The 21332-nt window shown below is 73.1% G+C and carries 21 protein-coding genes and 1 pseudogene; 7 read left to right on the plus strand and 15 right to left on the minus strand.

Going from position 1 to position 21332, the window contains the following annotated elements; all coding sequences use genetic code 11:
- The 8 genes from ABD287_RS06400 to ABD287_RS06435 all read right to left on the minus strand — a co-directional run bounded on the left by ABD287_RS06400 (window position 1) and on the right by ABD287_RS06435 (window position 9545).
- Window positions 1-396: a DUF3040 domain-containing protein gene (locus ABD287_RS06400; RefSeq protein WP_344169713.1), complete on the minus strand. Its 396-nt coding sequence runs from the start codon at window positions 394-396 to the stop codon at window positions 1-3.
- A 105-nt stretch (window positions 397-501) separates the two neighbouring features.
- Window positions 502-1797 (minus strand): DNA polymerase IV, encoded by a 1296-nt coding sequence (dinB, locus tag ABD287_RS06405; protein WP_344169716.1) that lies wholly within the window; start codon window positions 1795-1797, stop codon window positions 502-504.
- A gap of 36 nt (window positions 1798-1833) precedes the next feature.
- Window positions 1834-2586: a methyltransferase domain-containing protein gene (locus tag ABD287_RS06410; protein ID WP_344169718.1), complete on the minus strand. Its 753-nt coding sequence runs from the start codon at window positions 2584-2586 to the stop codon at window positions 1834-1836.
- Between the two features lie 47 nt (window positions 2587-2633).
- Complete coding sequence (locus ABD287_RS06415) at window positions 2634-5981, minus strand: error-prone DNA polymerase (RefSeq protein WP_344169721.1); 3348 nt, start codon at window positions 5979-5981, stop codon at window positions 2634-2636.
- Between the two features lie 17 nt (window positions 5982-5998).
- Window positions 5999-7561: a DNA polymerase Y family protein gene (locus ABD287_RS06420; protein ID WP_344169724.1), complete on the minus strand. Its 1563-nt coding sequence runs from the start codon at window positions 7559-7561 to the stop codon at window positions 5999-6001.
- On the minus strand, window positions 7558-8301 hold the full coding sequence (locus tag ABD287_RS06425) for a hypothetical protein (RefSeq protein WP_344169727.1): 744 nt from the start codon (window positions 8299-8301) through the stop codon (window positions 7558-7560). The genes ABD287_RS06420 and ABD287_RS06425 overlap by 4 nt, the downstream gene beginning before the upstream one ends.
- A 66-nt stretch (window positions 8302-8367) precedes the next feature.
- On the minus strand, window positions 8368-8814 hold the full coding sequence (locus tag ABD287_RS06430; protein WP_344169730.1) for an SAV_6107 family HEPN domain-containing protein: 447 nt from the start codon (window positions 8812-8814) through the stop codon (window positions 8368-8370).
- Window positions 8815-9206: 392 nt separating this feature from the next.
- Window positions 9207-9545, minus strand: a complete 339-nt coding sequence (locus tag ABD287_RS06435) for a hypothetical protein (protein ID WP_344169733.1) — start codon at window positions 9543-9545, stop codon at window positions 9207-9209.
- A 482-nt stretch (window positions 9546-10027) separates the two neighbouring features.
- Here ABD287_RS06435 and ABD287_RS06440 point away from each other — a divergent pair, with 482 nt between their 5' ends.
- Window positions 10028-10639 (plus strand): GNAT family N-acetyltransferase, encoded by a 612-nt coding sequence (locus tag ABD287_RS06440; RefSeq protein ID WP_344169736.1) that lies wholly within the window; start codon window positions 10028-10030, stop codon window positions 10637-10639.
- Here ABD287_RS06440 and ABD287_RS06445 read toward each other — a convergent pair.
- Complete coding sequence (locus tag ABD287_RS06445) at window positions 10584-11156, minus strand: CDP-alcohol phosphatidyltransferase family protein (protein WP_344169738.1); 573 nt, start codon at window positions 11154-11156, stop codon at window positions 10584-10586. The genes ABD287_RS06440 and ABD287_RS06445 overlap by 56 nt on opposite strands.
- 102 nt (window positions 11157-11258) lie before the next feature.
- Window positions 11259-12176, minus strand: a complete 918-nt coding sequence (metF, locus tag ABD287_RS06450) for a methylenetetrahydrofolate reductase [NAD(P)H] (protein WP_344169741.1) — start codon at window positions 12174-12176, stop codon at window positions 11259-11261.
- A gap of 72 nt (window positions 12177-12248) precedes the next feature.
- On the opposite strand from metF, the gene ABD287_RS06455 reads away from it, so the two are divergent.
- A complete protein-coding gene (locus ABD287_RS06455; protein ID WP_425565512.1) occupies window positions 12249-13361 on the plus strand; it encodes a polyprenyl synthetase family protein in 1113 nt (370 codons plus the stop codon).
- Between the two features lie 12 nt (window positions 13362-13373).
- Here ABD287_RS06455 and ABD287_RS06460 read toward each other — a convergent pair whose 3' ends face one another.
- Genes ABD287_RS06460 through ABD287_RS06470 form a run of 3 tightly spaced genes read right to left on the minus strand, consistent with a single transcriptional unit; the run spans window position 13374 to window position 14468 of the window.
- Window positions 13374-13685: a lycopene cyclase domain-containing protein gene (locus ABD287_RS06460; RefSeq protein WP_344169744.1), complete on the minus strand. Its 312-nt coding sequence runs from the start codon at window positions 13683-13685 to the stop codon at window positions 13374-13376.
- Window positions 13682-14113, minus strand: a complete 432-nt coding sequence (locus tag ABD287_RS06465; RefSeq protein ID WP_344169747.1) for a lycopene cyclase domain-containing protein — start codon at window positions 14111-14113, stop codon at window positions 13682-13684. Before ABD287_RS06465 ends, ABD287_RS06460 begins: the two co-directional genes overlap by 4 nt.
- Window position 14114: 1 nt before the next feature.
- A complete protein-coding gene (locus tag ABD287_RS06470; RefSeq protein WP_344169750.1) occupies window positions 14115-14468 on the minus strand; it encodes an Rv2175c family DNA-binding protein in 354 nt (117 codons plus the stop codon).
- Between the two features lie 86 nt (window positions 14469-14554).
- Here ABD287_RS06470 and ABD287_RS06475 point away from each other — a divergent pair, with 86 nt between their 5' ends.
- From ABD287_RS06475 to bfr, 5 genes are all read left to right on the plus strand, one after another.
- The gene (locus ABD287_RS06475) at window positions 14555-15115 is read left to right on the plus strand and encodes a hypothetical protein (RefSeq protein ID WP_344169753.1); all 561 of its coding nucleotides are present in this window, start codon (window positions 14555-14557) and stop codon (window positions 15113-15115) included.
- Between the two features lie 89 nt (window positions 15116-15204).
- Complete coding sequence (gene pknB / locus ABD287_RS06480; protein ID WP_344169756.1) at window positions 15205-17190, plus strand: Stk1 family PASTA domain-containing Ser/Thr kinase; 1986 nt, start codon at window positions 15205-15207, stop codon at window positions 17188-17190.
- Window positions 17181-18056, plus strand: a complete 876-nt coding sequence (locus tag ABD287_RS06485; protein WP_344169759.1) for a deoxyribonuclease IV — start codon at window positions 17181-17183, stop codon at window positions 18054-18056. The genes pknB and ABD287_RS06485 overlap by 10 nt, the downstream gene beginning before the upstream one ends.
- Window positions 18057-18120: 64 nt before the next feature.
- Window positions 18121-18306 (plus strand): (2Fe-2S)-binding protein, encoded by a 186-nt coding sequence (locus tag ABD287_RS06490; protein ID WP_344169762.1) that lies wholly within the window; start codon window positions 18121-18123, stop codon window positions 18304-18306.
- Between the two features lie 51 nt (window positions 18307-18357).
- Window positions 18358-18837: a bacterioferritin gene (bfr, locus tag ABD287_RS06495; protein ID WP_344169765.1), complete on the plus strand. Its 480-nt coding sequence runs from the start codon at window positions 18358-18360 to the stop codon at window positions 18835-18837.
- 24 nt (window positions 18838-18861) lie between these two features.
- Here the strand turns inward: bfr and ABD287_RS06500 are convergent, their stop codons facing one another.
- Together ABD287_RS06500 and ABD287_RS06505 are read right to left on the minus strand one after the other, a co-directional pair.
- A complete protein-coding gene (locus ABD287_RS06500) occupies window positions 18862-19893 on the minus strand; it encodes a threonine aldolase family protein (protein WP_344169901.1) in 1032 nt (343 codons plus the stop codon).
- Window positions 19894-19906: 13 nt separating this feature from the next.
- A pseudogene (locus tag ABD287_RS06505) lies at window positions 19907-21217 on the minus strand (class II 3-deoxy-7-phosphoheptulonate synthase); the annotation flags it as partial.
- Window positions 21218-21332: the final 115 nt, after the last annotated feature.

Genomic DNA, 21332 nt, shown 5'->3' on the forward strand with positions numbered 1-21332 from the left:
TCAGCGGTGGCCTTCGGGCCGGCCGCGCCACCGCTCCTCAAGGCGGTCGATGAGCCCGCCGCGGCGGGGGGTGGCGCCAGCCCGGGTGCGGCGGGTGGCGGCCCCACCGACCACGCGCAGGTCCGGCGCCTGGCTCCGGCGCTGGGCGTGGACCGCGAAGACGGCGGCGCCCAACATCACCAGGAAGCCGGCCAGGCCGATCGGCAACGCTTTGACGGCCGTGCCGTACACGAGAAGGCCAAGGCCGGCGAGGACGGCGACGGCGGCGACCGCGTAACGGCGACGGGTGTGATGCTTCGGATCATTGGCCCGGACAGCCGAAGCGAACTTCGGGTCATCAGCCAGCGAACGCTCGATCTGCTCGAACAGTCGCTGCTCGTGCTCCGAGAGCGGCACGGCACTCCTCCCGTTCGGGCTGAACGTCGAGCCGCCTGCGCGAGCTGCGACGGGGCAAATGGGGACTGAGAAACACGGGCGCCAGGTCCCGCGTCCAGCACAAGTCTACGAGGGTGGAGGCGGGTCGGAAAGCGGGACGACCGACCGCCTACGGCTATTTTCCGCCTGGTTCCCGCCCGGCGACGGCAGCAGACTGGCCGGCTTCACGACAGAACGCCCGAAACGGGCAGCCGCCGCGTCCGTCGCGCGCTCAGCCTCACGCCAGGACTCGACCCCCGACTCCCCCAGCGCCAACTGCTCGACCTGCCCGTCAGCGGCCGTGAGTCCCTCGACCCGCACTCCCACGAGCCGGACCAGTGGCCCGCCCGGACGGGACTGAGCCGCCGTCACCTCAGCGGTCAGCTCCTGTGCCACCGAGAAGATCTCCCGGCCGACATCGGTGCCGCGAGGCAGGGTTCGCGACCGGCTCATGGTGGCGAAGTCCGGCGTCCGGATCTTCACCGCCACCGTCCGACCGACCAGCGCCGCCGCCCGCAATCGAACGGCGACCCGGCCCGCCAACGCAAGCAGGGTCCGCCGCGCCTGGGCTCCGGCGAGGTCGCAGTCGTGCTCGAAGGTGGTCTCCGCGCTGATCGACCGTTCCGCCCTCCCAGGCACGACCGCGCGCGGGTCACGACCGTTCGCCAGGTCGGCCAAATGGTTGGCGGCCGCCGCGCCGACACCCTGGCGAAGCAGCCCGGGCGGGGCGTCAGCGACGTCCCCGACGGTGGTCAGGCCGAGGCGACGCAGCCGCTCGGCCGCCTTGCCCCCCACCCCCCACAGCGCCCTCACCGGAAGCGGCCGGAGGAATTCGGCCACCCGACCGACCGGCACGACAAGCATGCCGTCGGGCTTGGCCCGGGCCGAGGCGACCTTCGCCACGAACTTCGTCGGAGCCACCCCCACCGAACACGGCAGGCCGAGCTGTTCGTTGACGCGCCGCCGGAGCGTCACTGCGATGGCCGCGGGGGCCCCGAACAGGCGCCGGGCGCCGGAGACATCGAGGAACGCCTCGTCCAGCGACAGCGGCTCGACCAGCGGCGTCACCGACCGGAAGATCTCCATGAGCGCCTGGGACGCGGCCTGGTAGGCAGGGAAGCTCGGGGGAAGGAACACCGCGCGCGGGCACAGCGCCCGGGCCCGAGCCGTCGGCATGGCGCTCCGGACACCGTAGGCTCGGGCCTCGTAGCTGGCCGAGCTGACCACGCCGCGCGGCCCGACGCCGCCGACGACCACCGGCCGGCCGCGCAGCTCCGGACGGGCCAGCACCTCCACCGAGGCGAAGAAGGCGTCCATGTCGACGTGCAGGATGGGGCTGCCGCTGTCCGGGTCAATCCCTCCGTCGCCGCCGATGCCGCCCATGCGGGCAGGCTAGCGGCCGGGGGTGACAGAACGGCGTCAGCCCGACGCGCGGGCGAGCAGGTGGAGCTGAGCGGCGATGTCGCGGTACGGCGCACGGTCGCACACGGCAAGCTCAAGCTCGGTCAGCGCCTGCGGGTCCGCCTCGGCGACGGCCGCCGGCGTCAGATCGACAAAGACCCGGATCCCGTGCGCCTGCTCGACCCGCAGGCCGGCGGCCGACAGCAGGTCGGTCGCGGTGGTGACGTCGTAACGGCGGGGCGCCGGCGCACGGCCGGGCCCGGAGGGCTCCGCCAGCGCCGCGCGGGCCGGCCCGAGCTGGCCGTTGATCATCCGGGAAAGCACCGCGGCGGCCCGGTTGGCCACGATGACGCTGGCCGCGCCGCCGGGGCGCAGCGCGGCGACCATACCGGCGACCACCGCGGCCGGATCGTCCACCACCTCAAGCACCGCATGGCACAACACGAGATCGACGCTCCCGGCGGCCGCGACGGCGCCGAGATCGTCGGCATCGGCCTGGACGGCGCTCACCCGGTCGGCGACGCCGGCCTCGGCGGCACGCCGGTTGAGCGCGGCGAGCGCGTCCGGGTTGGCGTCGACGACGCTGACGCGGTGACCGGCCTGGGCCAGCGGAACAGCGAAACCGCCGGTGCCCCCGCCGACGTCGACGATCGACAGCTCGCGGCCGGCGGAGCGGGCGAGTTCGGCGCGCAGCGCCGCCCAGACCACAGCGGTGCGTGGGGTCGCGGCGGTGGGCGCAGTGGCGTCCGGGCCGAGCGGTTGGTGTTCCACCGTCGCAGCCTAACCACCCGGCCCGGCCGTGGGTTGTCGGCCCGACGTCACCGGAAGTCCCGGGAGGTGACCCTGGCCGGCGGGGTGAGCGCGGTCAACTCGTCAGCCACCAGATTGATCACCGACTCGTGCTTCTCCAGGCGACCCCGCACCACCAGGGCGCCACTGGAGCGGGCCACCTGACGGCGCCGGCGCCACAGGCCCGGGGAACAGACCACGTTGAGCATGCCGGTCTCGTCCTCCAGGTTGAGGAAGGTGATCCCGCCGGCGGTCGCCGGCCGCTGCCGGTGCGTCACCAGCCCGCCCACCCGGACCCGGGCGCCGGAGGGAAGCTCGGCCAGCCGGGCGACCGGCGTCGCCTCCGACCGGGTCAATTCCTCACGCAGGAAGGCCACCGGATGGGTGTCCGGCGCCATCCCGGTCGCCCACACATCAGCCACCAGCGCCTCCAGGTCAGACATCCCAGGCAGGGTCGGCGGCTCAGGCGTGCCCAGGGCAAGCCGGCCGACGCGCTCCTGCGCCGCCGACCCGGCCAGCCACAACGCCTGCCGTCGCGACAACCCGAAGCCGGCGAAGGCGTCCGCGGTCGCCAGCGCTTCCAACGCCGCCGACGAGGCGCCCGTGCGCCGGGACACGTCAGCCAGGTCCCGGAACGGGCCACGGGCGCGGCGCTCCGCCTCGATCGTCGCGGCCAGCTCCGCCCCCACCGCCCGCACGCTCGACAACCCCAGCCGCACCGCCGGGCCGGCCAGCCCCCACCGGTGGGGCGGCTCGCCGGGCGTGCTGCCCCACCTGGTCTCGGCGGTCGCCTCCAACGTCGCGTCCGCCCCGCTGAGGTTGATGTCCGGGCGACGCACCTGGACGCCGTGCCGGCGGGCGTCGTCCGACAACGACTGTGGCGAGTAGAAGCCCATCGGCTGGTTGTTGAGCAACGCCGCGCAGAACGCCGCCGGGTGGTGCCGCTTGAGCCAGGCGCTGGCATACACCAGGTACGCGAAACTCATCGCGTGACTCTCCGGGAACCCGTAGCTGGCGAACGCCGACAGTTTGAGATAGATGTCGTCGGCGACGGGGCCCGTGATGCCGTTGGCGGCCATGCCCGCGTAGAGCCGCTCCCGTAGCTGGGCCATCCGCTCGGCGGAACGTTTCGAGCCCATCGCCCGGCGCAGCTGGTCGGCGGCGACCGCGTCGAAGCCGGCCACGTCCATCGCCAACTGCATCATCTGCTCCTGGAACAGCGGCACGCCCAGAGTCTTGCCCAAGGCGTTGCGCATCAACGGATGCGGCACCGTCGCCTCCTCCAGCTCGTTGCGGCGCCGGATGTACGGGTGCACCGAACCGCCCTGGATCGGGCCGGGGCGGATCAGCGCCACCTCGACCACCAGGTCGTAGAACTCGCGGGGTTTGAGCCGCGGCAGTGTCGCCAGCTGCGCCCGGCTCTCCACCTGGAACACCCCGACCGCGTCCGCCCGGCACAACATCTCGTACACCTCGGGGTCGTCCAACGGCATCTCGGCCAGCTCGAGGCGCTGCCCGATGAGGTCGAACCCGTCGTGCAGAGCGCCGAGCATTCCCAGCCCCAGCAGATCGAACTTGACCAGGCCCACCGCCGCGCAGTCGTCCTTGTCCCACTGCAGGACGCTGCGGCCGGGCATCCGGGCCCACTCCACCGGACACACCTCGATCACCGGACGGTCGCAGATGACCATGCCGCCGGAGTGGATGCCCAGGTGTCGCGGAAAGGTCATCAGCTCGTTGGCATACGCCACCACCTGCTCGGGAACGCCCTCGATCTCGCTGGCGTCGATGCTGCGCCAGCGGTCGATCTGCTTGCTCCAGGCGTCCTGCTGGCCGGTCGAGAAACCGAACGCCCTGGCGATGTCCCGCACCGCCGACTTCGGCCGGTACGAGATGACATTGGCGACCTGGGCGGCATGGCGCCGGCCGTACCGGCCGTAGACGTGCTGGATCACCTCCTCCCGGCGGCGGGACTCGATGTCGACGTCGATGTCGGGCGGGCCGTCCCGCTCCGGGGACAGGAACCGCTCGAACAACAGCCCGTACCGCACCGCGTCCACGTTGGTGATCCACAGGGCGTAGCAGACGGCGGAGTTGGCCGCCGAGCCGCGGCCCTGACAGTAGATGTCGTTGTCCCGGCAGAACCTCACGATGTCGTGAACGACGAGAAAGTACCCGGCGAAGCCCAACTGCTCGATCGTCGCCAGCTCACGGTCGATCTGCTCGTACGCCGCCCGCGCCGCCTGCCGTGGCCCGTACCGGACCTGGGCGCCCTCGAACGCCAACTGCCGCAGCCACGACATCTCGGTGTGCCCGTCGGGCACCGGGTGGTCCGGCAGCTTCGGGGCGACCAGACTCAGGTCGAAGGCCAGCTCAGCGCCCAGCCGGGAGGCGCCGGCCACCGCGCCCGGGTACGCGGCGAACCGGGCGGCCATCTCCGCCCCGGAACGCAGATGCGCCGTGCCGGCCGCCGGCAGCCAGCCGTCCATCTCGTCCAGGCTGCGCCGGGCCCGGACCGCGGCCACCGCAGTCGCCAACCGCCGCCGCGCCGGCACGGCATAGTGGACGTTGTTCGTGGCCACCATCGGCAGCCGGCACGCCTGGGCCAGCTCCGCCAGGGCGTCGTTGCGGTCGCCGTCGGCGGGATCGCCGTGGTCAGTGAGCTCGACGACGACGTTGCCCGTGCCGAACAGCTCGACCAACCGGCGCAGCTCCCGCTCGGCGGGCTCCGGCCCGCCCCGCGCCAACGCCATCGGCGCCGCGCCCTTACGGCAACCGGTCAGGGCCACCACCTGCCCGTCGAGCTGGCCGGCGAGCTCCGCCAACGGCGGGTAGAGCGGGCGACCCTTCTCCCCGCCGGCCAGGTGCGCCAAGGACATCGCCCGGGCCAGCAGCGCGTACCCGGCCGGGCCACGGGCCAACAGCAACAGGTGCTCACCTTCCGGGTCGGCCTGACCGTTCTGGGGTCCGGTCAGGCCCAGCGACAGCTCCGCCCCGAAAACGGTGGGCAGGCCGAGGGCGCGGGCCGCCTCGGCGAACCGGACCACCCCGTAGAAGCCGTCGTGGTCGGTGAGGGCGAGCGCCGTCAACCCCAGCCGGTCAGCCTCGGCCGCCAGCTCCTCCGGATGGCTGGCGCCGTCGAGGAAACTGAAGTTGCTATGACAGTGCAGCTCGGCGTACCGGGCGGCCTCTCCGGCGGCGTCCTTTCCGGCGGGACGACGGTCGCGGTGGCTGGCGGGCAGGGTGTACGGGGCGCGACGGCGGCTGAAAGCCGGGCCGTCCCCTCCGTCGGTCTCGACAGGCAACAGGTCAGGCGCCGCGGACGAGAGTCGACGCTCCAGCTCCGACCAGGGCATCGGCGGGTTGCTCCAGCCCATCTCAACGACTCCTGCGCTCAGTCATACCACGCCTCCACGCTCCACTGGCCGGCGGACAAGGCCAGCAACGCGGCCCGGCCGTCGGCCAGGGACACCTGGAATCTGGCCTGCCGCAGCGCCTGGCTCGGCGACCACCACTTCTCCTCCACCGGCCACGGCCCCGCCCAACCGGTGATCTCCACTGTGGGGCCGGCGGCCAGAGAGCAACGGACGGGAACGCCGCTCAGCCCCAACCGGCCGTCGACGCGCACCACCTCGCCGGAGGCGTCCCACACCGCGGCGGGCAGCGGCGACGGCAACACCACCGCAGGCGACGGCGACGGCAACCGGCCTGGCCAGGGGGCCTGGATCTGACCTGGGTCGGGCTGACGCCGCTCGCCCCACGGGACGAGTCGGGACTGGTCGACGCTGCGGCGCCCCCCACCGAGAACGGCTGTGACCACACCGTCGGGGCCGAGCAGGCCCTGGACTCTGGTCAACGCCCGGTGTGCCCGCTGCGTCTCCGCGCCCGGCTCGCCCCACAGGCCGGGCTGCTGCCCCAGGCCTCGCAGCACCCCGCCGGGCGACAGTCGCAGCCGGACGATCCCGGCGGTAGGCCGCCCCACCGCGCTGCCGGCGCCGGGACGGGCCGCCGGGGACAGCCACCCGTCCAGCTGCCAGCGGACCCGGTCGGCGATCGCCGCCGCGGTGAGCAGCCCGTCGTGACGCCAGGTCCGGCGGAGGCGCTCGCCGGCTGCGGTGAGCGCCTCGATCTCCAGTTGGGCGCAGGCCAGCCCGTGCCCGGCGAGCCGGTCGTGGAGCCGCTCGGCCAATGCCCTGGCGGCGAAGGCCGCAGCGTCGACCCGCTCCAACGGCGCCTCGTATCCGTCGGTGACGTCCAGGTCCGGGGGCGGCTGCCGGATCGCCAACGCCCGGGTGTCGTGGCCGCTGGCGAGCCGGTGCGCCCAGGCGCCGTCAGCGCCGAAGCGGGAGAGCACATCGGCGGCGGGGAGCGCGGCGAACTGCCCCAGGGTGTGGACGCCGAGCCGGCGCAGCAGGTCGACCAGGGCGGGCCGACCGAGTGCGGTGACCGTGATGTCGGCCAGGAACCCGGGCGTGCCGGCCTCCGGAATGATCCGTCCGAGCCGGGCGGCCAGTCCGGCGGCGAACACGCCGTCGGCGATGCCAATCTGGGATTCGACCGCGCACTCCTGGGCGACCTGCTCGACGATCCGCTCGGCGGCCGGCTCCTCGCCGCCGTGGTAGCGGGCCGGCCCCCGGGCCGCCAGCGCGCACGCCCCCGGCCGGATGACCTCGACGCCGGCGGCGATCGCCTCGACCGCCGTCAGCACCGGCTCGAAGGCGCGGGCGTCCCGCCCCGGATCATGTTCCAGGACGATGCTCTCCGGGCAGCGGTGCTGGGCCTCCCGACGCCGCAGGCCCCGGCGGACGCCTTCGGCCCGGGCGGCCGGGGAGCAGGCGATCACCCTGTTGGCGCGAAGGACGACCACCGGCAGATGGGCCGGTGTGCCGTCGACGAGCTGGGCGGCGGTGACCGGCCAGTCCGGACACCAGAGCACCAGGGTGCGGACGACGCTCACGGCGCCAGCGTCAGCCGGGGCCGGGCTAGGGCGGCGACCGTGCCAGCGGGGTTCGGCATCCAGATGGTGACCTCACGGGGCCGCGCCGCCGCCCCGCGCCCGCGCGCGGTGATCGCCACCTGCCGTCGGCGCAGCCGCCCGCGACCACGCTCCAGCCCCTGCCAGGCGCTGTGGGCGACCCGCAGGGTGATGTCGGCGCCGTCCCAGGTTCCATACGGGACCAGCACACAACCGCGCTGCCGGGCCCGGGCGGCCAGCCGACGGGTGACCGTGGCGGCGGCGTCCGTAGGGGCGGCGGCCACGACCACATCCACCCCGTCGATGAGGGCGGCGACCATGGTCGGCCACTGCGGACCGGGGTGCGGGACCAACGCCAACCGTTCGAGGGCGATGCCCATCTCCCGGGCCGCCGACGCCCCGAAGGCCGGCAGGCCCACCACCGCGCACCAGGCGCCGGACCGGGACGCCGCCGCCAGCAGAGCCATCATCAGCGATGATCCACCTGGAGCCGAACCGCCCTGGGCCCGGCCCGGCCGGGACGCGGGCGGCCCTGGGCAGGCGGCGACAGCGACGGTGCTGCCGCGCCGCAGCCCACGCCCCGGCAACAGCGGACTCAGCTCGGCGACGACCGGAAGCACCGCACGCGCCGACTCCTGCGCCGTGGTGACGTCCGCGTGCCGCCCGGCGTCACGGACCGCTGCCATCAGCGCCGCCGCTCGGACCGCGTCCAGGCCTGCCATTGCTCATCTACTTCCGTTTGTTACTTCAGTTTGTGCCAAGCGCGACTTGTGCCAAGCGCGACGCGGTCAGGCGGCGACACGGTCCGGTGGCGCGGGCCTGCGGGACAACCCGAGCGTCATCTCGACCACCGCGACGAACTGCTCGGTGGCCCGGAGCAGGTCATCGGCCTCGCGGGCGGTGACCACCCGGGGAATTCCGGCCTCCGCCGCGCTGCGTTTGGCCGCCCCGGCGGCGAAGTAGGCGGCCCACTCCCCCAGCTCCGGGGCGACCAGGATCAGCAGGGCCCAGACGCTGGTGACCCGGTTACGGCTGCGGGGCGACGGCTGGGCCCGGGTGGCCAGCACCGCCGTCGCCGCTCGCAGCGCGGCCAGGTGGGCGGTGGCGTAACGGAGCCCCTCGGAACGGGTCCGCGCCGCCTCGGCCAGCCCGTTACGGGCGATGGCCAACAGCTCGGCAGGAGCGCGGTGCGGCAGCATGTGCGCCGCGACGCTCGGCGTCGTACTGATCGACATCGTCTTCTCCTCACACGGTCCGACGTCCCGCCCCGGACAGGGCCGAACGGATCAGGCAAAACCGCCTGCGGACGCTGCGGAGGAAGACGCAGCGGTGTAGCCGGGCAGGCGTGGCGCTTCCCCTCGCCATGCCCACCCGGCCGGAGGGCCGTCGCCCGCTGCCCGGGGGTCGTGGGCAGCGGGCGACGCCCGCCGAACGGAGCCGGCCCGCGAAAGCCGACGCCCGAGAAGAACGCCGTCCGCGAAACGGCGTCCGAGGAGGTGGAGACGCTCAGAACGCCCACGCTCGCGACGCGTGGGGACCAAGCGCTCCGCCTGCCCCTATCAGGTTATTCGAACATCCGTTCGAACACAAACAACACTAGCGCCCAGGTGCGACAAAGTTCGGCGGATCAGCGCGCGCCGGCGTCCAGCCAGGTCAGGGCACACGCCCACAGCCGCCGCGGCGCCTCGGGCGTCGACCACACCCCCACCGCGCCGCATCCCCGCTGGGTCCACTGCGCGGTCACGGCGCTGCCGTCCGGCAGCACCAGACCGTAGGCGAGCACCTCGCGGCAGTCATGCAGGGCGAAGGGCCGAACCCGGCCCAGGCCGAAGACCGGCGGCGGCCCGTCCGGACCATCCGGCGGGACCGAGAAGACCGGGCTCAGAGCGGACGGCGGATCGCCGTAGTCGGGGCCGGGCCGGCCGTGATAGACAGTCGACACGTCGGGCAGGTCGTCATTCCTCATGATCAGTCCTCTCGACATCGACCGGGGCGGGCAAGGCGCCAACCAGACACCCGCCCCGGTCACCACATTTACGCTGCGCCCACAGCCAAACCACGCCACAGGGCGAAGTAGACCAACCACGCCACCGCACGCTGACAAACTGCGCCACCGCACGCCGAAACGACCCGTCACAGACAGGCTGACCAGCCACTTCACAGACCCGTTCATGAATCCGATATGGACCAGCGGGCGTTGCGGAAAGCATGTCAGCCGATGCCGGAGTGCCACAACTTGCAATCTTGCAACCCCATTTCACCTGCGGAAACAATGGCCCCAATCCGCTATCTGAGTCGCATCAGGCCCAGCGCTGCGCGGATCCGGGCCAGCGCACGCGGCCCAGGGCCAACGCGGTGGGCAGCGGAGCCCGCGACGGCAGGATCGCCCCGACAGGGCGGCGCGGACGCGTACCGTGGACGCGATACCACGCACAGGAAGGACCGGCGATGAGGCTCGTCTCATGGACGCCCGCCGATCTGTTGCGCCGCCTCGACGACGTCATCGCGGCGTACGGCGAGGCGATGGGCTACTCCGATGAGCTGCTGGCCACCCGGCGCGGCTACGTCGCCGCGCACGTGCACCGGCCGGGGTTCCGCGCGGTGGCGACGCTCACCGACGAGGGCGCCCTGGCCGGTTTCGGCTACGGCTACACCTGCCGGGCCGGGCAGTGGTGGCACGACCAGGTCAACGCCGCGCTGCCACCGCCACGACGACAGTGGCTCGTCGACTGCTTCGAGATCGTCGAGCTGCATGTGCGCCCGGCCGCCCAGGGGCGCCAGCTGGGCGCGGCCCAGCTGATCGCGCTGCTGGCCACCACGCCGGCCGCCACCGCCGTGTTGTCCACTCCGGAGGCCGACGAGTCGGGGTCGAGGGCGTGGCGGCTGTACCGCAGGTTCGGGTTCGTGGATGTGCTGCGCCAGTTCCACTTCCCTGGCGACGGTCGCCCGTTCGCGGTGCTCGGTCGGCGCCTGCCGTTGACGGCGGAAGCGGGCCGGCCCGGCGCTACCTCAACCCGGCCCGCAGCAGGCCCAGCAGCTGACCGAATCCGATCAGGCTGATCAACGCCCACACGACGAGGGTGAGAGTGGCCACGCCGACCGCGACGCCGCCGTCGAGCAACCCGGCGAACCCAGTGAGGGTCAACCCGACGATAACCAGTCCCACCCGGGTGGGACTCTCGGCCATCGGCGCCGGACCCCGGTAGCTCATCTCGGCGGCGGCGGCCTGCGCACAGGCGTACTCGTAGAGCCAGGCGCCGGCGACGCACGCGACGGCGAGCGGTCCGGGGGCTCCGACCAGCCAGAACGCGACTCCCCAGCACAGCTCGGCGATCCGGTCGGCGAGCGCGTCGTGGACGTGCCCGAGCCGGCTGGCCCGTCCGGTGACCACGGCGACCGCCCCGTCGACGCTGTCAGCGGTGACCGCGAGCGCGACGAGCGCGGCGGCCACCAACGGCCAGCCAGGACCGAGGACGACGACCAGCGGGACGGACACCGAGCAGGCCAGGCCGACGAGGGTGACAGTGGTGGGCCGCACGCCGAGCCGTCCGACGCCGGCGCCGAGCCGGTAGGACATCCGGAGCCACCGCCGCGCCCAGGGCGGGGCCTGCCGGGGGTCGAGGCCGCCGTGCAGCCCCGCCCAGGCGGCGGAGTACCCGTCCCAGTTCAGGGGTTGACCTCACGCATGGGCGCCGACCCGCATTCCAGCCCAAACCTCGCGGGTGGCCGTCGACCGGTTGAGGGTGATGAAGTGGATGCCCGGGACGCCCTCGTCGAGCAGCGTCTCGCACAGCTCGGTGGCGGTCTCGACGCCGAGCTGACGGACGGCGGCAGGGTCGTCGGCGATCCGGGCGAAGCGGCTGGCCAGGGCGGCCGGGAACGGCGCCCCGGACAGGTGTGTGGCCCGTTCGATGGTGCGCATCGAGGTGACCGGCATGACCCCGGCGAGGATGGGCGTGTCGCCGCCGGCGTCGGCGACCCGGTCACGCAGGCGCAGGTAGTCATCGGCGTCGAAGAACATCTGGGTGATGGCGAAGTCGGCCCCGGCGCGGCACTTCTGCACGAACCACCGGGTGTCGGACTCGATGTCGGCCGAACGCGGGTGCTTGTAGGGGAACGCCGCCACGCCGACGCAGAAGTCGCCGGACTCGCGCAGCAGCGCCACCAGCTCGTCGGCGTAGGACAGGCCCTGGGGGTGTCTGGTCCACGGACCCATCGGGTCGCCGGGCGGGTCGCCGCGCAGCGCCAGGACGTTGCGGATGCCGGCCTCGGCGAGGCAGCCGATGGTGTTGCGCAGCTCGGCCAGGGAGTGGTTCACCGCGGTGAGGTGCGCCATTGGGACCAGGGTCGTCTCGGTGGCGATGCGTTCGGTGACCGACACCGTGGTCTCGCGGGTGCTGCCGCCGGCGCCGTAGGTGATGGACACGAACGACGGACGCAGCGGCTCGAGCGCGCGGATCGTCTCCCACAGCTGCTGGTCCTGCTCGGGCGAGCGGGACGGCATGAACTCGAAGGAGAAGGTGGGCTCGGGCCCGCGGACCATCGCCCCGATGGATGGCTGACTGTCGGAGCGCACGGACGGAAGGCCGAGGGTCACGGCGGCAACTCTACGCCACCAGGCGCCCATGTCGTCCGGACCGACGAACCGCGACCGGCTAGTTTCATCCTCGTGAGCACACGTATTCAGGCGCCGGACGGCGCGCAGGCAGGGGCGCTCGTGCCGCCGACCGACCTCGGCGACCTACGGGCCAGGGTCGACGGGGCGCTGGCCGGCTTCCTGGCCGCGCGCCGACGCCAACTTGTCGAGATCGATGCGGCGCTGCTGCCGGTGGCCGAGACGATCGAGGCGTTCGTGCTCGGCGGCGGCAAACGGCTGCGCCCGGCGTTCGGCTACTGGGGTTTCCGGGCCGCCGGCGGCGTCGATTCGGACGCCCTGGTGGCGGCGGTGGCCGCGTTGGAGCTGGTCCAGGCCAGCGCCCTGATCCACGACGACCTCATGGACGGCTCGGACACCCGCCGGGGCGAGCCGGCGGTGCACCGCCGGTTCGCGGCCGCCCACTCCAGCAGCGGCTGGGCCGGCGACCCGACCGGGTTCGGGTCGGCCTCGGCGATCCTGCTGGGCGATCTGTGCCTGGTCTGGTCCGACCAGCTGCTCAACGAGGCCGGCCTGCCGCCGCTGACGTTGGCCCGGGCGCGGCCGGTCTTTGACGCCATGCGCACCGAGGTCACCGGGGGCCAGTACCTGGACCTGCTCACGCAGGCCACCGGCGACACCTCGCGCGAACGCGCCAGCAAGGTGGCGGTCTACAAGTCGGCCAAGTACACCGTCGAGCGTCCGCTGCTGTTCGGGGCGGCGCTGGCCGACGCGCCGCAGCCGCTACGGGAGGCGCTGTCGGCGTTTGGGCTGCCGCTCGGCGAGGCGTTCCAGCTTCGCGACGACGTGCTGGGGATCTTCGGCGACCCAGGACGCACCGGCAAGCCGGCCGGCGACGACCTGCGCGAGGGCAAGCGGACGTTTCTGGTGGCGGCGGCCTTGGAGGCGTGCGGAGCGCGACAGCGGGAGGCGCTGCTTGCCGGCCTCGGCGACCCGTCGCTGGACGAGCCGAGGGTCGCCGAGCTGACCGCGGTCATCGTCGGCAGCGGGGCGTTGGCGGCGACCGAGGAGCGGATCACCCAGCTGACGGAGACGGCGTTGGGCGCGTTGGAGGCCGCTCCGATGGCATCCCAGGCGCGTGAGGTGCTGGCGGCGCTGGCCCTGGCCGCGACCGCCCGCCGCCACTGATCCACGACGTAGTCAGGCGGCGGCCTGGTCGCCTGATCTACGGGCGTGCCAGCACCACAGCGACAGGGTCGTCAACACCAGCGCGAACCCGAAGAGCAGATCCTCCGCCGGGGCGTAGAGGACGCGGAGCCCGAGGATGGCCGCCGGGTCGTACCGGACCACCGACCGACCGGTCAGCACGCCGTTCGACAGCAGCTGGAAGAACACGATGATCGGGTAGGTGAGCCAGAACTCACGCCGGGCGAGCAGCCGGGTGCGCAGGACCCACAGGTCCAGCGCCGCGGCCAGAGCGACGCCCAGCACCGCCGCTGCCGTGTAGCTCATTCCGGTCCGCCCGCCGTCGAGCAGGCCGGCTCTCCCGACGGGCCGGCTTGCCGGTTAGCTCTCGCGCCGGCAGCCCCGTCGGGCGTCGGGTCACCGGTGGTTTCCGGCGTGGTCGCGGCGCGACGGCGTAGCGAGGCCCGGACGCCCTCGAAGCCGAGCAGCGCGCAGATCGGCACGACCAGGAAGAACAGCGCCTCCTCCAGCGGCAACGGTCCGAACGACACGCCGAGGGTCTGGTCGGGGTCGAAGGTCCAGTGGCCGGCGGCGATGGCGGCCAGGTCCCAGAGGATGAAGACGGCCGCGACCGGCAGCACCGTCAGCGTCAGCCGCCGCCACCGGCGCAGCACCCGGACCCGGAAGAGGGGCTCCAGCCAGACCGCCGCGAGCAGGCACCCGGCGAGCACCGCCAGGTAGGTGTAGCGGCCCACGTCAGAAACCCAGCGCCTGCGCCCGGCGCTTGACCTCGGTGGTGTTGGGACCGCCCAGGGCGACCGCGGCGCACCCCCCTGCGAGCGAATCGTCCGGAATGTACAGCCACTCAAGCGCTTCTTCATCGTTGTAACCAGCGTCGCGCAGCACATTCAGAATTCCGGGCAAATGCCTTAAGGCAGTCTCCGTGGCGATGAGATCGGCGGGCACCCGCCGGACACCGTCATGGCGGACCACCAACAGCAGCCCATCTTTGACCATCTGATTCACCTTGCTGATCGACAGGTCAAGGCGTTCGGCGACATCGGGCAGCGTCAGCCACTCGGTCGGGCCGCCGGAGATTTGTTCGTCCACATGTCCACCCTGCCATGCCAGACGCGGCACGGCCCCGGCCGGGCCGGTGGATGACCGGGACGACCCGAAACGGAGACGTGATCGCAATGTGGCGGACCATCAGCCGTGAGATCGCCGGCGCCTGGCGCTCGATCAGATACGACCTGGGCAGGCGGTCGGAGCATCACGCCCCCGCGCAGCGCCGTCAGAACGGCAGGTGGGTGGCCGGCGCCGCGGCCGTGGCGGCGGCGCTGGCCGCGTTCGTGGTCGTGCAGGCCGCCGCCGAACCGCCCGACCGGACGGCGCCCGCCGGCAAACAGGCCGGTCCGGCGGCGCCCGTCGGAGGCGCCGGGGCCCTGCGGGCCGCGCCGCCGAGCGCCGTCACGCCCCCGGCGAGCGTCACCGCCACGGCCACGCCCTCCCTGGACGCGGCCGGCTCGCCCATGCCGGTGTGGCAGGTCAGGCCGCTGCCCGACGCCGCGCCGGCGCCCGACCCCGCGCTGCCGACGGTGTCCGCGGACCCGCAGGAGCCGGGCGAGCCGTCCCCGGACGCCAGCCCCCCCGAGCAGCCCATCCCGTCAGTAGACCCCTCCGACGAGGTGTCGCCGAGCCCGACCCGGACCCGCCGGCCGCGCCCCACCCGCATGCCGCGTTGGCCGTTCGACTGACCGGGCCGCGCGTCACCGCCGTGGCCAGCCGCGACGCGGCCGTCGACCTCCCCGACGCCGGGGCGATGGCGGCCTAGACTCTGCTGCCGATGGACACTCAGGTCGCTGACCCGCTGATGGGGACCCTGGTCGACGGACGCTACCGCGTCCGTGGACGGGTGGCGCGTGGCGGCATGGCCACCGTCTACACCGCCGTCGACGAGCGGTTGGAACGCGTCGTCGCGTTGAAGATCATCCAGCCGGGACAGGCGCGGGACGAGCAGTTCCTGCGCCGCTTCACGCTGGAGGCGCGGACGATCGCCCGACTCACCCACCCGAACGTCGTCGCCGTCTACGACCAGGGCGAGCACGAGGGCCGCCCGTACCTGGTCATGGAGTTCGTCCGCGGTCGCACCCTGCGGGAGGTCCTGGCCCAGCGCCGGCGGCTGGACCCGGCCGAGGCGCTGGCCGTGGCCGACCAGATGCTGGCCGCGCTGGCCGCCGCGCACCGGGCCGGACTGGTGCACCGGGACGTCAAACCGGAGAACATCCTGGTGGCGGAGTCGCCGAGCGGCGGGCCGGGCCGGCTCATCGACAGCGTCGTCAAGGTGGCCGACTTCGGTCTGGCGCAGGCCGTCGAGGCCAGCGCCGACGACCCTGGCCAGCTCATGGCGACGGTCGCGTACGTCGCGCCGGAGCTGGTCGCCGAGGGCGTCGCGGACCCGCGGACGGACGTCTACTCGGCCGGGATCGTGCTGTTCGAGATGCTCACCGGCCGGGTGCCCTTCGACGGCCAGGAGCCCGTCGATGTCGCCTGGCAGCATGTGGACAACGAGGTCCCGTCGCCAGCGAAACTCACCCCGGACCTGCCGCCGCCGCTGACGGAGCTGGTGGTGCGGGCCACCCGGCGCGACCCGCGCCGGCGGCCCAGCGACGCCGGTCACCTCCAGTCCGAGGTCCAGCAGCTACGCGACGGCATCGGCGTGACGACCGCCGCGATGCGCGCCGCCACCGAGCGGACCATGATGGTCCCGCCGATCGCCCCGTCCCGCCGGGCGGCCCGGTGGGCGCGCTCGGGCGATGCCCATGCCGTCGCCGCCGCGTCAGGCCGCCGCCTACCGCCCACCCGGGCCCGGGTGGCATCGCCCGATCCGACCCGGCGGCTCCTCGACCGGGCCGGCGACGCCTGGCGGCGGGCGCAGCCGGCGCTGGACAGGACCCGGACGGCCCTGCGCCAGCGGAGCCGCCCGATTCTGGCCGCGGCGGTGGCGCTGCTGCTCGGCACGGGCCTGTGGTGGCTGGCCTCCGGCCGATACACCGACGCGCCGACGCTGGTGAGCCTGACCGAGGCCGGCGCGATCGCCCGTGCGCAGCAGTCCGGGTTCACGGTCGGCTACGGCGAGCCCCGGCACGACGAGCACGTCGACAAGGGCGTGGTGCTGGCGCAGAGCCCCCAGGCTCAGGCTCGGGTGGTGCAGGGCTCCACGATCACGCTGATCCTGTCCCTGGGGCCGGAGCGGTTCCCGGTGCCCGACATCGTCGGCAAGTCGCTGGAGCTGGCCCGGCCGGAGCTGGAGCTGGCCAAGCTGGTGCTCGTCCGCGGCCCGGACCGGTACCACGACACCCTGCCGGCCGGCGCCGTCGCCGCCACCGAGCCCGTCGTGGGCGCCCAGGTCAAGCCAGGCGACAAGATCACCGTGACGGTGAGCAAGGGCAAGGCGCCGATCTCGACCCCCGATGTGGTCGGCAAGCAGCTGGCCGAGGCCAAGGACCTGCTGACCAGGCTGGGGCTCACGGTCACCGAGGCGATCGTCGACAGCGACGAGCCGGCCGGACAGGTGATCAAGCAGAGTCTCGCCGAGGGCGCCGGCGTGGACCGGGGCGCGGAGATCGCGCTGACGGTGAGCAAGGGACCACCGGCGTTCGCCATGCCACGGGTCACCGACATGCGCTGCGACCAGGCGCAGCAGGGACTGGAGCAGCTGAAGCTGAAGGTCCGGGTCACCTTCAACCCGAACGGCTTCGTCAAGTCGCAGTCGCCGGTCGAAGGCGCCCCGACGACCCCGGGCGCGGAGGCGGTCCTGGTGTGCTTCTGACCGTGCCGCCCATCGGCGCCCATGTCTCGTCATCGGGCGGGCTCGGCAGGACCGCGCTGCCGGCCGCCGACGCCATCGGCGCCACCGCCGTCCAGGTGTACGTGGGCAATCCGCGCGGCTGGGCGTTGTCCGAGGGCGACCCGGACCAGGACGCCCGCTTCCGCGAAGGCTGCCTGGCCCGGAGCATGCCCGCGTTCGTCCACGCGTCGCTGCTGGTGAACCTCGGCTCGCCGACCCCGGCCACCGTCGCCAGCTCGGTCGCCACCCTGGCCCACGCCCTGCGGCGCGGTCAGGCCATCGGCGCCGCCGGGGTGGTCTTCCATGCCGGCAGCGCGGTGGGCGCCGACCATGCCGCGGACGCGTTCCGGCAGGTCCGCGCGGCCCTGACGCCGTTGCTGGACGCCGCCGCCGAAGCCGGTGGCCCGCGTCTGCTCGTCGAGCCCAGCGCCGGCGGGGGGCGCTCGCTGGCCGCCCGGGTTGAGGATCTTGGCCCCTACCTGGACGCCGTCGACGGCCATCCCTGGCTGGGCGTCTGCTTCGATACCTGCCACGCGTGGGCGGCCGGCCACGATCTGGCCACGCCTGGCGGCATGACCGCGACGCTGGACACGCTGTCGGCGACGGTCGGGACGGACCGGCTTCGGCTGGTGCACGCCAACGACTCCAAGGACGCCTGCGGCTCCCGGCGGGACCGGCACGAGAACATCGGCGCCGGGACGATCGGCCCGGCGGCGTTCGGCGAGCTGCTGGCCCACCCGGCCGCGGCGGGCGTGCCGCTCATCGTCGAGACGCCGAGCAAGGGGACGACAGGCCACCTGGCCGATATCGCCGCGCTACGGACGCTCGCCGCAGCGAAATGTCACTGACCCTTGCGCTGACCAGGCAACTTAGGGCACCCTTTATTAGCTGAGGCTAACGAAAGGGCTGGTCGTGTACGTCTGCATCTGCGAACGGGTCCGCGAGTGCGAGGTACGCCGCGTGATCCGACGCGGGGCGCGCACCGAGGACCACGTCGGCGACGCCTGCGGCGCCGGGACCGGCTGCGGCGCCTGCCTGGACCGGGTCGCCGACATCCTGGACGAGGAGCTCGGCGCGGCCGTCCCCGCAGCGGCGTGAATAGCTGCGAAAAGCCGCAAAACACCCTGAACTCGTGACTACGATCGGCGCATGCAGGGCGACCCACGCGTCATCGAGTTCCTCAACGAGCAGCTCACCGCGGAGCTGACGGCGATCAACCAGTACTTCCTGCACGCCAAGATGCAGGAGAACTGGGGACACACCGTCCTGGCCGCGTACACCAGGCACGAGTCCATCGACGAGATGCGGCACGCCGAGACGCTCACCGACCGGATCCTGTTCCTCGAGGGCCTGCCCAACTACCAACGGCTGTTCCCGGTCCGGATCGGGGAGACCATCCGCGAACAGTTCGCGTGCGACATGGCCATCGAGGTCGAGGCCGTCGGCCGGCTCCGCGCCGGGATCGCGCACATGAGATCAGTCGACGACCACACCTCCGCGCGACTGTTCGAAGAGATCCTCGCCGACGAGGAGAAACACGTCGACTACCTCGAAACCCAGCTCGCGCTCCTCGACAAGCTCGGCGAGCAGCTCTACCTGCAGCACGTCACCGCGCACCCGGCCCCGTAACGGCGATCGGGCCCGGCCCGCCGATCAGGCCGCCGGACGGCTTCTCAACAGCGCGACCAGCACCGCGACCGCGCGGTCCACCGCGTCGTCGTCGATGTGCAGGTGGGTGACCAGCCGGCCGATCCGCGGGCCGAGCACCGAGATCAACACGCCGCGCTCGCGGGCGGCGGCGGCCAACGACGGCGCGTCCCAGCCCGATCGCCGCAGGTCCAGCGGGACGAGATTCGTGCGCGGCGGCGCGGCGACGACACCGAACGGCGCCAGCTCCGCCGCCAGCCGGGCCGCCCGGGCGTGATCGTCGACCAACCGGGTGAGCTGGTGGCGCAGCGCGTAGCTGGCGGCGGCGGCCAGGACGCCGACCTGCCGCATCCCCCCGCCCATGCGCTTACGCAGCCAGCGGGCCCGTTCGATCCGCTCCGCCGAGCCGATCACCAATGACCCCACCGGCGCGCCCAACCCCTTGGACATGCATACCGACAGCATGTCGAACAACCCGCCGTACTCGGCCAACGGCACCCCGTCGGCGAGGTGGGCGTGCCAGATCCGGGCCCCGTCGCAGTGCATCGCGACCCCAGCCTCGTCAACGACGCCCCGCAGCCGGCGCAGCGTCTCCACCGCGATGACCTGGCCGCCAGCGAGGTTGTGGGTCTGCTCCACCGCGACCGCGCGGGTGGGCACCGCCCAGAAACCGTCCGGACGGATCATCGCCGCGATCTGGTCCGGGTCCGGCGCTCCCCCCGACGCCGGCCAGGTCCGGGTCGAGATACCGCCGTAGCCGGCCGCCGCGCCCACCTCGTAGGTGACCACGTGCGCGTCCGCGTCGCACAAAAGCTCCTGCGCCGGCGGCACGAGCAGCTGCAACGCGATCTGGTTGGCCATCGACCCGGTCGGGGCGAACAGCGCCGCCTCGTGCCCGAACAGCGCCGCGACCTCGGCCTCCAACGCGGCGACCGTCGGGTCCTCGCCGTAGACGTCGTCGCCGACCTCGGCCGCGGCCATCGCCGCGCGCATCCCCGGCGTCGGCGCGGTGACGGTGTCCGAGCGCAGGTCCACCAACTGGCCGCCCGGCTCAGCCACGCAGCATCTCCGCGACCAGGAACGCCAGCTCCAGCGACTGCTGGGTGTTCAGGCGCGGATCGCAGGCGGTCTCGTACTTCTCCGGCAGGTTGACGTCCTCGATGGCCTGGGCGCCGCCGAGACACTCGGTGACGTCCTCGCCGGTCAGCTCGACATGCAGACCGCCCGGGTGGGAGCCGAGCTGACGGTGCACCTCGAAGTAGCCGAGGACCTCGTCGACGACCCGGTCGAAGTGACGGGTCTTGTATCCGTTGGACGACTCGTGCGTGTTGCCGTGCATCGGATCGCACTGCCAGACGACCTTGTGGCCGGCGGTGGTGACCTTCTCGACGACCGGGCCGAGCACATCGCGGACCTTGTGGTTGCCCATCCGCGAGATCAGGGTGAGCTTGCCGGGGACGTTGTCGGGGTTGAGCTTGGCGCACAGGGCCAGCGCGTCGTCCGGGCTCGTCGTCGGGCCGATCTTCACCCCGATCGGGTTGGCCAGCCGGGAGACGTAGTCCAGGTGCGCGCCGTCGAGCTGACGGGTGCGCTCGCCGATCCACAGGAAGTGCCCGGACAGCCCGTACGCCTGGGAATTGCTGAGCCGGGTCAGGGCCCGCTCGTACTCCAGCGCCAGCGCCTCGTGCGAGGAGTACAGGGTGACGGTGCGCAGAGCCTCGTCCTCGGTCATGCCGCAGGCGCGGATGAACGACAGCGCCCGGTCGATCTCGCGGGCGATCGCCTCGTAGCGCTCGCCGGCGGCGGAGATCCGCACGAAGTCCTTGTTCCAGGTGTGCACGGCGTGCAGGTCCGCCATGCCGCCGCCCAGGTAGGCGCGCATCATGTTCATGGCGGCGGCGGCGTTGGCGTAGGCGCGCACCATCCGGCGCGGGTCGGCCACCCGGGCCTGCGGGTCGGGCTCGATCGCGTTGATCATGTCCCCGCGGTAGGAGGGCAGACCGAGCGCGTCGGTCGCCGCCGAACGGGGTTTGGTGTACTGGCCGGCGAACCGACCCACCTTGATCACGGGCACCGACGCGCCGTACGTGAGCACCACGGCCATCTGCAACAGGGTGCGCGCGTTCGCCAGCAGGTGATGCTCGGTGTTGTCGACGAACGTCTCGGCGCAGTCGCCGCCGACCAGGACGAACGCCTGACCCTCACACGCCAGCGCGAGCCGGTCCCGGAGCTGGTCGACCTCGTACGGGGCGACGATCGTCGGCACCTGGCCGAGCACGTCGCAGACCTCGTCGACAGCGGACGGGTCCGGCCACGGCGGCGTCTGGGCGCGGGGAAGATCCCGCCAACGGTCCAGGCCCAGATCGGTGAGCCGGGAGTCGGATCGCCTGTGCAGATCCACAGAGTCGCGCAGCTGGTGCCCCATGAATCTCAGCCTACGGCGTCGGCCCGATGGGCCGGCGCCCGGCGGTCGGCGT

The organism is Pilimelia columellifera subsp. columellifera (assembly GCF_039532605.1).
In the GTDB taxonomy this organism is placed as follows: Bacteria; Actinomycetota; Actinomycetes; order Mycobacteriales; family Micromonosporaceae; genus Pilimelia; species Pilimelia columellifera.

Excerpts from the sequence above, each read along its gene's own strand:
- dinB (WP_344169716.1), bottom strand. The coding sequence starts at position 1,797 with ATGGGCGGCATCGGCGGCGACGGAGGGATTGACCCGGACAGCGGCAGC.
- ABD287_RS06415 (WP_344169721.1), bottom strand. The coding sequence starts at position 5,981 with ATGGGCTGGAGCAACCCGCCGATGCCCTGGTCGGAGCTGGAGCGTCGA.
- ABD287_RS06425 (WP_344169727.1), bottom strand. The coding sequence starts at position 8,301 with ATGGCAGGCCTGGACGCGGTCCGAGCGGCGGCGCTGATGGCAGCGGTC.
- ABD287_RS06430 (WP_344169730.1), bottom strand. The coding sequence starts at position 8,814 with ATGTCGATCAGTACGACGCCGAGCGTCGCGGCGCACATGCTGCCGCAC.
- ABD287_RS06435 (WP_344169733.1), bottom strand. The coding sequence starts at position 9,545 with ATGAGGAATGACGACCTGCCCGACGTGTCGACTGTCTATCACGGCCGG.
- ABD287_RS06440 (WP_344169736.1), top strand. The coding sequence starts at position 10,028 with ATGAGGCTCGTCTCATGGACGCCCGCCGATCTGTTGCGCCGCCTCGAC.
- ABD287_RS06445 (WP_344169738.1), bottom strand. The coding sequence starts at position 11,156 with ATGTCCTACCGGCTCGGCGCCGGCGTCGGACGGCTCGGCGTGCGGCCC.
- ABD287_RS06460 (WP_344169744.1), bottom strand. The coding sequence starts at position 13,685 with ATGAGCTACACGGCAGCGGCGGTGCTGGGCGTCGCTCTGGCCGCGGCG.
- ABD287_RS06475 (WP_344169753.1), top strand. The coding sequence starts at position 14,555 with ATGTGGCGGACCATCAGCCGTGAGATCGCCGGCGCCTGGCGCTCGATC.
- pknB (WP_344169756.1), top strand. The coding sequence starts at position 15,205 with ATGGACACTCAGGTCGCTGACCCGCTGATGGGGACCCTGGTCGACGGA.
- bfr (WP_344169765.1), top strand. The coding sequence starts at position 18,358 with ATGCAGGGCGACCCACGCGTCATCGAGTTCCTCAACGAGCAGCTCACC.